This window comes from Aquisalimonas sp. 2447, assembly GCF_012044895.1.
Classification (GTDB): domain Bacteria; phylum Pseudomonadota; class Gammaproteobacteria; order Nitrococcales; family Aquisalimonadaceae; genus Aquisalimonas.
Map to the genome: position 1 here is coordinate 3819205 of NZ_CP050695.1, position 13387 is coordinate 3832591.

At 65.7% G+C, this 13387-nt stretch carries 10 protein-coding genes and 1 pseudogene; 3 read left to right on the plus strand and 8 right to left on the minus strand.

The window, feature by feature from the left end; all coding sequences use genetic code 11:
• Window positions 1–693 precede the first annotated feature (693 nt).
• Both KU884_RS18130 and KU884_RS18135 read right to left on the minus strand, forming a co-directional pair.
• Entirely contained in the window at window positions 694–1989 is a 1296-nt protein-coding gene (locus KU884_RS18130) for a peptidoglycan-binding protein (RefSeq protein ID WP_254432117.1), read from the minus strand.
• Window position 1990: 1 nt separating this feature from the next.
• Window positions 1991–3139, minus strand: coding sequence for a flagellar motor protein MotA (locus tag KU884_RS18135; RefSeq protein WP_167783932.1), 1149 nt, complete (start codon window positions 3137–3139; stop codon window positions 1991–1993).
• A 253-nt stretch (window positions 3140–3392) separates the two neighbouring features.
• Between KU884_RS18135 and KU884_RS18140 the strand changes: the two are divergent.
• A pseudogene (locus tag KU884_RS18140) lies at window positions 3393–4676 on the plus strand (short-chain fatty acid transporter).
• 115 nt (window positions 4677–4791) lie between these two features.
• Here KU884_RS18140 and KU884_RS18145 read toward each other — a convergent pair.
• Both KU884_RS18145 and glnK read right to left on the minus strand, forming a co-directional pair.
• Complete coding sequence (locus KU884_RS18145; RefSeq protein ID WP_167783933.1) at window positions 4792–6021, minus strand: ammonium transporter; 1230 nt, start codon at window positions 6019–6021, stop codon at window positions 4792–4794.
• Window positions 6022–6074: 53 nt separating this feature from the next.
• Window positions 6075–6413, minus strand: coding sequence for a P-II family nitrogen regulator (glnK, locus tag KU884_RS18150; protein WP_167783934.1), 339 nt, complete (start codon window positions 6411–6413; stop codon window positions 6075–6077).
• A 120-nt stretch (window positions 6414–6533) separates the two neighbouring features.
• Here glnK and KU884_RS19320 point away from each other — a divergent pair, with 120 nt between their 5' ends.
• On the plus strand, window positions 6534–6980 hold the full coding sequence (locus tag KU884_RS19320) for an accessory factor UbiK family protein (protein ID WP_371807944.1): 447 nt from the start codon (window positions 6534–6536) through the stop codon (window positions 6978–6980).
• A gap of 45 nt (window positions 6981–7025) precedes the next feature.
• Window positions 7026–8552, plus strand: a complete 1527-nt coding sequence (locus KU884_RS18160) for a YifB family Mg chelatase-like AAA ATPase (RefSeq protein ID WP_167783935.1) — start codon at window positions 7026–7028, stop codon at window positions 8550–8552.
• Window positions 8553–8756: 204 nt separating this feature from the next.
• On the opposite strand, the gene urtE is transcribed toward KU884_RS18160, so the two are convergent.
• The 4 genes from urtE to urtB form a co-directional block, all read right to left on the minus strand.
• Complete coding sequence (gene urtE, locus KU884_RS18165) at window positions 8757–9446, minus strand: urea ABC transporter ATP-binding subunit UrtE (RefSeq protein WP_167783936.1); 690 nt, start codon at window positions 9444–9446, stop codon at window positions 8757–8759.
• A 159-nt stretch (window positions 9447–9605) separates the two neighbouring features.
• Entirely contained in the window at window positions 9606–10457 is an 852-nt protein-coding gene (urtD, locus tag KU884_RS18170; protein ID WP_167783937.1) for an urea ABC transporter ATP-binding protein UrtD, read from the minus strand.
• The gene (gene urtC / locus KU884_RS18175) at window positions 10454–11572 is read right to left on the minus strand and encodes an urea ABC transporter permease subunit UrtC (RefSeq protein ID WP_371807965.1); all 1119 of its coding nucleotides are present in this window, start codon (window positions 11570–11572) and stop codon (window positions 10454–10456) included. Before urtC ends, urtD begins: the two co-directional genes overlap by 4 nt.
• A complete protein-coding gene (gene urtB / locus KU884_RS18180; RefSeq protein WP_254432118.1) occupies window positions 11569–13308 on the minus strand; it encodes an urea ABC transporter permease subunit UrtB in 1740 nt (579 codons plus the stop codon). Before urtB ends, urtC begins: the two co-directional genes overlap by 4 nt.
• Window positions 13309–13387: the final 79 nt, after the last annotated feature.

Genomic DNA, 13387 nt, shown 5'->3' on the forward strand with positions numbered 1-13387 from the left:
TCGCGTTGAGATGAGATCAGAGTCCAATGCCTCCGCCATCGGTCCCTCCAACAGCTCCACTCACACGGTCTCCCCTTCCCCTTCACCGGGTCCGCTGGGGCGCGTTCCCCGGCTGCTCCGGTACTATGGGAGACTCCGACTGCCTGCCGCCCGTCTGGCACCGCTCTGGCTGTCCTCGCAGCACCATACCGCCGCAGCGCCCTCAGCCTTCGCTCCAGCAGCAGGAGGACGCTCCCACCACTGGCCCGGACTGCGGATCAGCGGTCGCCCGCACCGTCTACTTCTTAGGCGGAGACGACAGGCCCTCCCAGGTTCCTGGGGGACCCCAATGTGCCCATGCCCCGCTCTCGGACCCCGGCGGGCACACCACACCAGGCCTCTACAGTGCAGCGTTACTGCCTTCCGGTCTTCAGACACCGTCGGCACCCACAATGTCGCGGATTTCGGGGCTCAATCACGCAGCCTGGACACTCGCTGTCTACGCTTCACCACAGCAGTTACCCACTGCAGCGCAAGACTCGCTTCCGGCTGGTGGCCAACCTCTACCGGGCGGGCTCAACGGCCCGCTGGGTCCCTCTCGCAATTTCATGGCCGCCTCCATGCCACCAATCCCAAGCGACCAGGCTTCGCCTGGCGCTCCTGAAGGTCCACCCTACGGAGCTACGGGGGCCCGGTCGGTGGAACCACACCTGTTCAACGCTGGGTCAGACGCAGCTCGATGCGCCGGTTGCGCTGGAGGGATTCGGGGTCGGTGCCCTCGGCCACCGGGTGGAACTCGCCGAAGCCTGACGGCGACAGCCGCTGCGGCGGTACGCCGCGGTCAATGAGATAGTCGACGATGGACTGTGCCCGCGCGGTGGACAGGTGCCAGTTGGAGGGGAACTCCTCCGTGGCGATGGGCCGGATATCCGTGTGCCCCTCCACCTGCAGCACCCAGGGGATCTCCTCGGGGATGGCGTCCTGCAGTTCAACAATGGTCTCTGCGAGGCTGTCCAACTGGTCCGTTCCGGCATCCTCGATGTCCGCCGAGGCAGTCTCGAAGAAGAGCTCCGACTGGAATACGAACCGGTCGCCCTCGATACGGATGTCCTCACGATCGCCCAACACTTCCCGCAGCCGGCCAAAGAACTCGGAGCGGTAGCGGCTGAGCTCCCGCACCCGCTCCACCAGGACCAGGTTGAGCCGACGGCCGAGCTCGTCGATCCGCTCCTCCTGCTCGGCGACGGTCTCCTCGGAAAGCTCCAGTGCGGCGCTGACCCGGCGCAGTTGCTCCCGCAAGGCCTCCACCTGACGATTGAGCCGGTCAATGCGGGTCTGCTGCGCGGTGGTCAGCTGTTCTTCGTCCCGCAGCGCGCGCTGCTGCTCCTCCACCAGGCGCTGGAGATCCCGCACCCGGATCTCCCGCTCCTCCAGCTCCCTCTGCGCCAGGTGGGTGCGCTCCTCGGCCTCGGCCAGCTCGGCCTCCAGGGCCCGGGCGCGATCCCGCGCGGCGGCGGCCTCGGCTTCGGTGTCCTCACGGGCGGCGGCGAGTTCGCCGACTTCATCCTCCAGTTCCTCACGCAACTGCCGCAGGGCGTCGATGTCCTGCTGCAGACTGGCCATCTCGGCCGCCTGGCGCTCGATGGTCTCCTCGTCCTCGGCGATGGTGGTCTCGGCCTCGGCGAGGTCATCCTCCAACGTGGAAATCCGGGTGCGGGCATCCGCGAGTTCGTCGCGCAGGGCGCCCCGCTCGGCAATGGAAACCGCCAGATCCTGCTCCAGTTCTCGGCGGGCCTCCCGCTCCATGGCCAGTTCGTCGCCCAGGTCGGAGAGCTCCGCCTCCAGGCGCGCCAGTGCGGCTTCGCGACCGGCCAGGGTGTCGGTGAGATAGTACTGGGCCACCATGAACAGGCTCAGCACAAACACGAACAGCAGCAACAACGTGGCCAGCACGTCCACGTAGCCGGGCCAGATGTTGACACTGTTGCGATTGCGCCGCTCGGGAAACACGTTACCGCTCGCCGGGATCGGTGCCCGTGGCTCGGGCCACGGTGCGGGTCAACAGCCGGATCTCGTCCCGCAGCTCCGCAGCCAGGTCCGTGCGCTCGCTCTGCATTTCGTCCACCAGACGATGCAGAGTGTGATCCAGGGACCGCAGCCGCTCCTCCATGGAATCGGACTCTTCACCCCGCTCACCCAGCGAGTCCGCCAGACGCTGCAGCACCGGCTGCAGCTCCATCTGTCCCCGTGCCTGGCTGAGCATGCGCCGGTGTTCGCTGCGGATCTGCTCCGCCAGCTCGCCCACTTGCTCGGTCACCGTGGAAATGCTCTCCTCGGCACTGCGTCTCTCTTCTTCACGCCTTGCCACCAGGCGCTGCAGCCGATCCAGACTCTCCGCGGTCTGCTCCAGTAGTGCCTGGATATAGGAGGGCACGCTGTGCTCGGTGTCGACGTTGGCCAGAGCACCGGAGCTGAAACGGGTCAGCCCCGTGAGCTGTTCTTCCACATCATTGTAGAAGCGATTCTGGGCATGACCGGCCTGCAGATCGACAAAGCCCAGGACCAGGGCGCCTGCCAGGCCGAAGAGCGACGAACTGAAGGCGGTGCCCATGCCCGCCAGCGGCTCCTGAAGACCGGCACGGAGCTGTTCGAACAATTCGGTGGCGTCTCCACCGCCGACGCTCAGCCCGCTGATCACGCGACCGATGCCACCGAGGGTATCCAGCAGGCCCCAGAAGGTGCCCAACAGCCCCAGGAAGATCAGCAGGCCGATGAAATAACGGGACAGGTCCCGGGCCTCGTCCAGCCGCGAGCGAATGCCGTCCAGCAGGGCACGCATACTCATGGTGGTGAGCTGTAATTTATCACCACGCTCCTGCAGCATGCGCCCGAGCGAACCAAGCAGTCCCCGCTTGGGGGGAGGTGGCAGGGATTCGGCGCCGCGCTGCCAGGCGCGCAGCCAGGCGGCGTCCGGCCCCAGCACCAAGACCTGGCGGAAGTTGATGATGATCCCCACCGCCAGCACGGCGACGATCATGCCGTTGAATACGGGATTGGCGAGGAAGGCCTCGATCAGGCGCTGGTGCAGCAGCGCCGCAACGCCCGCCACGGCCAGGAGAAACAACGCAATCCAGATCAGCACGCGGCCCGGTTGTCGCACCCCTGCCTCCAGTCAAGGTGATTTGGTCCCTACTTTCCCGTAAACAGCGCCGATAGACAAGGCGGTACCGTCACCCGCCGACGACGACACGCCACCGCGTTGGATGCGGTGCAATATGGACTCGGCCTAGGTGTTGCGCCGATCTTCGGGGCAGCCGTCTGCAGCGGGCGGCGCGATAACACCGATACAGTTGCCATCATTCTCGGGGGAGAAACCCATGATAAAAGCCCTTACCAGAGGCTCCACACGCCTCATGGAACGGTACCTGCCGGATCCGTTCGTCATTGTCATGCTGCTCACGCTACTGGTGTTTTTCCTGGGCATGGGCATCGAGCGGGAAAGCCCCGTGGCCATGATCGAACACTGGGGCGACGGCTTCTGGGATCTGCTCCAGTTCGGCATGCAGATGGTGCTGGTGCTGGTCACCGGCTTCGTGCTCGCCAGCACACCGGCGTTCAAGCGCATCCTGGTGGCGCTTGCCAGCCTGGCCAAGACGCCGGGGCAGGCGATCATCCTGGTCACGGTGGTGTCGATCTTCGCCGCCTGGATCAACTGGGGCTTCGGCCTGGTGATCGGGGCGCTGTTCTCCAGGCAACTCGCCCAGGTGGTTCGCGGCGTGGACTACCGGCTTCTCATCGCCAGCGCATACAGCGGCTTCATCGTCTGGCACGGCGGCCTGGCCAGTTCCATCGGCCTGCTCATCGCCACGGACGGGCACTTCACCGAGGACAAGATCGGGGTCATCTCCACCAGCGAGACCATCTTTGCCGGCTTCAACCTGATCCTGGTGCTGCTGATGCTGATCATCATTCCGCTGGTGAACCGGCTGATGATGAACAAGATCGATGAGCCCTACGTCGCGGATCCGCAGAAACTGGCCGAGGAGGAGAATTCTCCGGAACTCAAATGGGAACGCGCGGCCGACCGGGTGGAGAACAGCATTACCCTGTCCCAGGCCATTGGCGTCATGGGCCTGGTGTTCCTGGGCTACTACTTCTTCGTCGAGAGTGGCAGCCTGAATCTGAACATCGTCAACTTCCTGTTCCTGTTCCTGGGGATCATGCTCCACGGCCGCCCGCGGCACTTCCTGAACAGCATGCAGGAGGCCATCAAGGGTGCCGGCGGCATTGTCATCCAGTTCCCGTTCTACGCGGGCATCATGGGGATGATGATCGGCTCCGGGCTGGCAGCGACGTTCTCCGAGTGGTTCGTGGCCATCTCTAACCCCACCACCTACCCGCTGTTCGCCTTTCTCAGCGCCGGACTGGTGAACGTTTTCGTGCCCTCCGGCGGCGGCTAGTGGGCGGTGCAGGCGGACATCATGCTGGACGCCGGCGCAGCGCTGGGTGTGGATGCCGCACGCACGGCCATGGCAGTGGCCTGGGGTGATGCCTGGACCAACCTGATTCAACCCTTCTGGGCCCTGCCGGCGCTGGCCATTGCCGGACTGAAAGCCAAGGACATCATGGGCTTCTGCGTCGTGAACCTGCTGGTCACCGGCGTGGTCATCGGCCTCGGACTGATGTTCCTGCCGTAAGATCCACGGTTACCGGTCCACGACCCGGTCCGGACAAGATCGGGTTTCCGATCAGGATCAAAAAAAGGGGCACCCGATGGGTGCCCCTTTTCTGTTTGCCGGAATCCGGCGGAGGTTACTTCTGACCAGAGGAGACGAACTCCGGATACGCTTCCATGCCGCACTCGCTGAGGTCGAGGCCGTTTTCCTCTTCCTCTTCAGTCGCGCGGATGCCCATGGCCATCTTCAGGATGAACCAGACGATCCCACTGGCGATGAACACGAAGCCGAAGATCGCGACCAGACCGATGATCTGGTTGACGAAGCTCGCTTCGGGCACCGACAGCATCACCGCCAGCACGCCCCAGATACCGCAGGTGCCGTGCACGGAGATGGCGCCCACCGGGTCATCGATCTTGAGCTTGTCCAGGCCGATGATGGAGAACACCACGATCACGCCACCGATGGCCCCGATAACCACGGCCAGCAGCGGGGCCGGAGAGTCCGGCGCGGCGGTGATGGACACCAGACCGGCCAGGGCGCCGTTGAGCACCATGGTGAGATCCGCCTTGCCGAACAGGATCTTCGACAGGATCAAGGCGGCCACGACACCGGCGGCAGCGGCGAAGTTGGTGTTCATGTAGACGGTGGCCACGGCGTTGGCGGAATCCGTGGAGGCCACGGCCAGTTCCGAACCGCCATTGAAGCCGAACCAGCCCATCCACAGGATGAACGTACCCAGCGTGGCCAGGGGCAGGTTGCCACCCGGGATCGCGCGGATCTTGCCGTCCTTGGTGTACTTGCCCTTCCGCGGCCCCAGCAGGATGACGCCGGCCAGCGCAGCGGTGGCGCCCGCCATGTGGACGATGCCGCTACCGGCGTAGTCGATGTAGCCGAGCTGATCGAGCCAGCCACCACCCCAGGTCCACAGACCCTGGATCGGGTAGATGAAGCCGGTCATCACCACGGCAAAGATCAGGAAGGCCGCCAGCTTCATGCGCTCGGCCACCGCCCCCGAGACAATGGACATGGCCGTGGCCACGAACACCACCTGGAAGAAGAAGTCCGAGAAATAGGAGAAGCCATCGGCGGTGGTGTGCGGATCCGAGCTGGGCAGGAAGAAGCTCAGCGACGGAAACAGCCCACCGGCGCTTTCGTACATGAGGTTCCAGCCGATCACCAGATACATGATCACGGCAACGGAATAGAGCGTGATGTTCTTGGTCAGGATCTCCACGGTGTTCTTCGAGCGCACCAGACCGGCCTCGAGCATGGAGAACCCGGCCGCCATCCACATGACAAGCACGCCGGAGAGCAGGAAGTAGAATGTATCCAGCGCGTATACAAGCTCAGCAACTTCGTCCATCGTTATTTTCCTCTATTACCACTGATCTGAAATCCAGGGCGCGTCACTGAAGATCAGAGCGCGTCCTTGTCGGTCTCGCCGGTGCGGATACGCATGGCCTTTTCCAGATCGAAGACGAAAATCTTGCCGTCGCCGATCTTGCCGGTATTGGCGGCCTTGCTGATTGCCTCGGTGGTGCGATCGGTCAGGTCGTCCTGGACGGCGACCTCAATCTTCACCTTGGGGAGAAAGTCGACGACGTACTCTGCACCCCGATAGAGCTCGGTATGGCCCTTCTGGCGGCCGAAGCCCTTGACCTCGGTCACGGTGATGCCCTGAACGCCGATCTCGGAGAGTGCTTCGCGCACATCGTCCAGCTTGAACGGCTTGATGATTGCGGTTACGAGTTTCATTCCCGGATACTCCCTGCTGAACGGCCCGGTTCCACCGGGCCCTGAACTGGAACAGGTATCCCCTGTCGGGGCTGTCGCCGATACCGGATCGTCACGCTCGCCGCCGGCATCGGACTCGACATGGTGCAGAGCATTTCCTGTGCCAGTTGTTGTTTTCACCGTTTTTTCATGTTGTTATTCGCTTCAAGGCAACATTTCGTGGCGATGCACAACCTGAACACGCACCAAAAAGGCGCTTATTGCCTCTTTTTAGTGCATCACAACCCCGGCCACCCGCAGGAGTGCACAATGCTGGACCCGAAATCGCTCGATGAAATGGCACGCAAGTTCGCTTCGAACCTGCCCCCCGGCCTGCGCGAGTTCCAGCAGGAGATGGAGCGCAACTTCCACACCACCATGCAGAGCACCTTCAATCGCCTGGATCTGGTGACGCGGGAGGAATTCGACGCCCAGGCCAAAGTGCTGGCGCGCACCCGTGCGCAGCTCGAGGCCCTGGAGGAGCGTGTTGCCGCGCTGGAAGGCAAGGGACCGGAAGACTCCCCCGAGCCCAGCCCCGCACAGGACTGACCATCACCGCCGCGCCAATGGCGCGGCCTGCCCAGGGACGGGTCCATGACACTTGCAGTGGTCTACGGTCGCGCGGGCGTCGGCGTCGACGCCCCGCTGGTCACCATCGAGGTGCATCTGGCCAACGGCCTGCCGTCGATGTCCATCGTCGGCCTGCCGGAGACGGCGGTGAAGGAAAGCCGCGACAGGGTGCGCAGCGCCATCGTCAACAGCGGCTTCGAGTTCCCCACCCGCCGCATCACCATCAACCTCGCCCCGGCGGACCTGCCCAAGGAGGGTGGCCGCTTCGATCTGCCTATTGCCGTGGGCATCCTCGCCGCCTCCGGCCAGATACCGCGAACAGCGCTGCCCGTGTGGGAGTTCGCCGGGGAGCTGGCCCTGAGCGGCGAGCTGCGGCCGGTCCAGGGCTGCCTGCCGGTGGCCGTCCAGGCACGCCATGCCGGCCGCAACCTCGCGGTCCCCGCGGCGAATGCACCGGAAGCCGCACTCGTCCACCCGGGGCACAGCTACGGCGTCGGCCACCTGCTGGATCTGAGTGGGCACCTCGCCGGCCGCAGTGAGCTCCCTCCCGCACAAGCCACCCCGACGGAGGCCGTCTGCTCACTGCCGGATCTGGCCGACGTGCGCGGGCAGGCCGGCGCCCGCCGCGCCCTGGAGATCGCCGCTGCCGGCGGCCACTCTTTGCTGCTGAGCGGTCCGCCGGGCACCGGCAAGAGCATGCTCGCCGAGCGCCTGCCCGGTATCCTGCCGCCGATGTCCGATACGGAAAGCCTGGAAACAGCGGCGGTCCTTTCGCTGACCCGCACGGGGTTCGATGCCGGTGACTGGGGGCGCCGGCCGTTCCGGGCGCCTCACCATTCAGCCTCCCACGTGGCGCTCACGGGCGGCGGCGGGCGGCCGCGCCCCGGGGAGATCTCCCTTGCCCACAACGGGGTCCTCTTTCTTGATGAACTGCCGGAATTCGGCCGCCAGGCGCTGGAGGTGCTCAGGGAACCCCTGGAGACCGGGCAGGTAAGCATCTCGCGGGCAGCGGCGCAGGTGGTGTTCCCGGCACGATTCCAGCTCGTCACCGCCATGAACCCCTGCCCCTGCGGCTACCACGGCGACCCCGTGCACGCCTGCCGCTGCACGCCGGACCAGATCGACCGCTACCGCGGCCGCATCTCCGGGCCGCTGCTGGACCGCATCGACATGCAGGTGGAAGTAGCTCGGCTGCGCCCGGCAGAGCTGCACGAGGCGCCTCCCGGGGAAGCGTCAGCCACGGTGCGCGCCCGCGTCTGCCAGGCGCGGGACCGGCGGCTCGCTCTGAGCGGGACCTGCTGCGCAGCGCTGGAGTCGGATGCCGTCGAAGCAGGCTGCGGCCTGGGTCGTGACGAGAGCCGCTTCCTGATCCAGGCCATGGAGCGCCTGGGCCTGTCGGCCCGCGCTTACCATCGACTGCTGCGTGTGGCACGCACAATCGCCGACCTGGCGAATGCCGACCGGGTCACCGTTCAGCACCTGGGAGAAGCGCTTGGATACCGGCGACTGACCGGCGGCAGCAGCGCTGACGGTTGTTCGTTGACCAGTTAGACAGACGATGAAGCGCCTCGGCCCAGGCGTAGGGCGGACCTTCAGGTCCGCCCTCTCCGCTCTGATAAGTCAAGGTGACTTGGGCGGGGCTGGAATGGTGGACCTGAAGGTCCACCCTACGGCTATCGACGGCTCACCGGTGGGAACCGCGCAGACGGCTCTGCCCTGACCGGGTAGGGATCCGTAACCCGGAAATACGCCGATTCAGACGGTGAGATGCTCCTGGATAAGATCGTCCCCGAGTTCCGTCATCTCGCCGGAGGCGACATTTCGGCCGTTGTTGAGGATGCTGAAGCAGTCCGCGGTGGCGCGGGCGAAGGGGAGCTTCTGCTCCACCAGCAGGATGGTGAGCCCCTGCTCGCGGTTGAGCAGCCGAATCACCTCGCTGATTTCCTTGACGATGTTGGGCTGGATACCCTCGATGGGCTCGTCCAGCAGAAGGATCTCCGGATCCAGCACCAGGGCGCGGCCGATGGCAAGCTGCTGCTGTTGACCGCCGGAGAGGTCACCGCCCCGCCGCCGTGCCATGTCCTTAAGCACGGGGAACAGCTCGTAGACCCGCTCCGGGATGCCTTTTGACCGCTTGCTTGCCAAGGGCACACGCAGATTCTCTTCCACCGTGAGCTGAGGGAAGATTTCCCGCCCCTGGGGTACGTAGCCGAGGCCCAGCCGCGCCCGGTCGTAGGGGCGCTTGCGGCTGATGTCCTCGCCCTTGAACAGGATCCTGCCGCCGGCGATGGGCTCGAGCCCCATGATGCACTTGAGCAAGGTGGTCTTGCCCATGCCGTTGCGGCCCATGAGGCAGTTGGCGCGACCCTCCTGCACGTCCAGGTCCACGTCCCGGAGGATGTGACTGCCGCCGTAGTACTGGTTGAGGCCTTGGATGCGGAGCATCTCGGTTCTCCTGTCTGGTGTCTTCCCGTGGGAACGTCGCGGCTTGCGCCGCTCCTACAGGCGGTCTGTCTGGTTCCATCGCGGTTTGCGCCGCTCCGACGGGGTCACGGCGCTGTCCGTAGGAGCGGCGCAAGCCGCGACCATGGCAGGCATGTCTGTCTAGTCCTCTTCCCCCAGATACACCTGGCGCACCTGCGGATTGTTCTGCACCTGGTCCATGGTGCCCTCGGCGAGCACGCTGCCCTGGTGCAGCACGGTGACCTGGCGGGCGATGGAGCGCACGAAGTCCATGTCGTGCTCCACCACCACCACGGAGTGCTTGCCGGCGAGGCTGGTGAGCAGTTCCGCCGTGGCCTCGGTCTCCTGGCCGGACATGCCGGCCACCGGCTCGTCCACCAGCAGCAGCCTCGGGTTCTGCATGAGCAGCGAGCCGATCTCAAGCCACTGCTTCTGGCCGTGGGAGAGCAGCCCGGCGAGCATGTCCCGCCGGTCGGTGAGGCCGATGAGTTCCAGCACCTCGTCGATGCGGTCCTGCTGCTCGCCACTGAGGCGCCAGGTGATACTGGTCAGGAGCCCGCGGTCGGCGTGCATGGCCAGCTCCAGGTTCTCGAACACGGTGTGATTCTCGTACACCGTGGGCTTCTGGAACTTGCGACCGATGCCGCGCTGGGCCACCTCGTGCTCCTTGAGCCGCAGCAGGTCGATGCGGCTGCCGAACCAGGCCGAGCCCTCGTCCGGGCGGGTCTTGCCGGTGATCACGTCCATCAGGGTGGTCTTGCCGGCGCCGTTGGGCCCGATGATGCAGCGCAGTTCGCCGTCGCCGATGTAGAGCGTGAGATCGTCCAGGGCCTTGAAGCCGTCGAAAGACTTGGTGATACCTTCGAGATACAGGGCCACGCCGTGGCTCATGTCCACGGTGTCGTCCCTGGGTGGCCGGTTGACCATGTCGAACACCTGGTCCCGACGCATGACTTCGCGGAAATCGTCCAGCGACTTGCTCAGGGCATTCATGATTCACCCTCCCTGCGACGGCGCAGCATGCCCAGGATCCCCACCACGCCCTTGGGCAGAAACAGGGTCACCCCGATGAACATGGCACCGAGGATGTACAGCCAGAGATCCGGGTAGGCGCTGGTGGCCCAGGTCTTGACCACGTTGACGATACCGGCACCGGCGATCGCGCCCACCAGCGTCCCGCGGCCACCCAGCGCCACCCAGATGGCCATCTCGATGGAGGCCGGCGGCGCCATCTCGGAGGGGTTGATCACTCCGGTCTGCGGCACGTACAGCGCCCCGGCCACACCGCAAAGCACCGCCGAGACCACCCACACGAACAGCTTGTAACGCAGCGGGTCGTAGCCGGTGAAGCGCAGCCGGGTCTCGGCATCGCGGATGGCCGTCATCACCCGGCCGAGCTTGGAGGTGACGATCCAGCGACACAGGAGGTAGGCGATGATCAGCGTCGCGGCGCTAGCCCAGAACAGTCCCAGGCGCGCCCCCGGCGTGCCCAGCTCGAAGCCCAGCAGGGTGTCGAAGTTGGTCAGGCCGGTGTCACCGCCAAAGCCTGTCTCCGTGCGGAAGAACAGGTGCATGCCGCCGAAGGTCAGCGCCTGGGTGATGATGGCGAAGTAGACGCCGCGCACCCGGGAACGGAAGGCCAGGAAGCCGAAGATGAACGCCAGCACACCGGGAACCAGCGCGATCATCGCCAGGGTGAACAGGAACGAATCAAAGCCGGCCCAGTACCAGGGCCACTCCGTGTAATCCAGCCACTGCAGGAAGTTGGGCAGGCGGCCGTCATCATAGGCGACACGGGTGAGATGCGCCCCCATGACGTAGCCACCCATGGCGAAGAACACGCCGTGCCCCAGGGACAGAATCCCCGTGTAGCCCCAGATCAGATCCAGGGCCAGGGCCACCAGGGCCAGGCACAGGAAGCGGCCGGCAAGGGTCACCATCCAGCCCGGCATGTACAGGGGATGTTCCGGCGGCACCACCAGGTTCAGCACCGGTACGACGATCAGGGCGAGAACCGCCAGGGCGACCAGGATCATCCAGGCCGTGCGGGTGTGCAGTCGGCCGACGCGGGACAGCGCGGATTGCGGCTGCATGATCGGTCTCCTCAGTCGTCAGCGGACCGCCCCTTGAGGGCAAAGATGCCCTGGGGACGCCACTGGATGAACAGAATGATGGCCGCGAACACGAGGATGGTCGCCAGGACCGCCCCCGTGGCGGGCTCGAGGAACTTGGTGGTGACGCCAATGCCGAGCGCGCTGAACACCGGCCCGAGCAGATTGCCGACGCCGCCGAGCACGACCACCATGAACGAGTCGACGATGTAGTTCTGCCCCATCTCAGGGCCGACATTGACGATCTGCGACAACGCCACGCCGCCCAGACCTGCCACCCCGGCGCCCACGGCGAAGGTCCACATGTCCACGCGTTTGGCGGGCACGCCCAGGGCCGCCGCCATGTCGCGGTTCTGCATCACGGCGCGCACCTCAAGGCCAAGTCGGGTCCGGTTCATGAGGAACCACACCAGAGTCACGACGAAAATGGCGAACAGGATGACGCCCACCCGGCTGGTGGAGAGGGTGACGCCCTGCATGATCTGCACGCTGCCGGAGAACCAGGGCGGGCTCGCCACGGCCACGTTCTGGGCACCGAACATCCAGCGCACGGTCTGGATCAGGATCAGGCTGATGCCCCAGGTGGCGAGCAGCGTCTCCAGCGGGCGGTTGTAGAGAAAGCGGATGACGCCGCGTTCCATGAGAATGCCCACGCCGGCGGTCACCACGAACGCCATGGGCACGGCGGCGATCAGGTAATACTGGAACCACTGGGGCGCAAAGAGCGCAAAGAAGGTCTGGGTCATGAACGTGGTGTAGGCCCCGATCATCAGCAGCTCGCCGTGGGCCATGTTGATCACGCCCATGAGCCCGAAAACGATGGCGAGCCCCATGGCGGCGAGCAGCAGCACGCTGCCCATGGACATGCCGTAGACGAAATCCGAGGCGAAACCGGCGAAGCGGGCACGGCGATCGATGGCGTCCACACCCGCCTGCGCTGCGTGGCGGATCTCGGCCACCGGCTCGACCGGCTCACCGTCGTCGCCGATCTCGGTGAGCGCCGCCAGGTCGGAGCGCAGCCGGTTGGCGCGCACCTCGGCGATGATCTCCACCGCCTCCAGGCGGCGGGCATCGTCGTCGCTGTCGAGATCCAGTTGGGCCAGGGCGATGTTCAGCAGGCGCTCGGTTTCCGCGCTAGTCTCCCGTTCCAGCGCATCGAGGATGGAGTCACGCATCTCCGGGCGCGGGCGCTCTGCCAGCTCGTCGGCGGCGGCGAGGCGGGCCGCCGGATCATCCGAGAAGATCTGCAGCGCGCCGATGGTGGGGCGCAGGGTCCGGCGGACAACGTTGGTCAGCCGCGGCTGGGAGAGATCCCCCGTTTCCAGATCGGTGCGCTCGCGCCCGGTGGTGGCTTCCCGCAGGGAGCCGTCCCGCGCGTCCTGGATGATCAGTGTGCCGTCGTCGGTGTAGTACAGCCGGCGGTCCTGGAGGGCGAAGAGCGTCGGCAGGGCATCAGCGTCCTGTAACCCGGCGATGTCCTCCATGGCCGCCTGCAGCTCGCGTCGATCCGCGGTGGCCAGGCGGCTCAGCACCTCGGCGGTCTCGGCAGCGAGGTCACGTTCCTCCACGGCAGCCAGCTGCTCTTCCACCGCCTCGTCGTCATCCTGATCCAGCTGCTCGACGCGCTCCTCGGCGCGGTCAATGGCCGTGTCGGCCACGGCACCCGCCATGGGGAGTCCTGCCAGGAGAAGCAGGAGCGGCGCCAGCCGGCGCATCCACGGGGTCGTGTACATGACAATATCTCCCTGGGGGCTGTGCGTGCGGACAGCCGACATCGGGGTTCCAGTAAGCGGGGCCCGAACATGAGGCCAC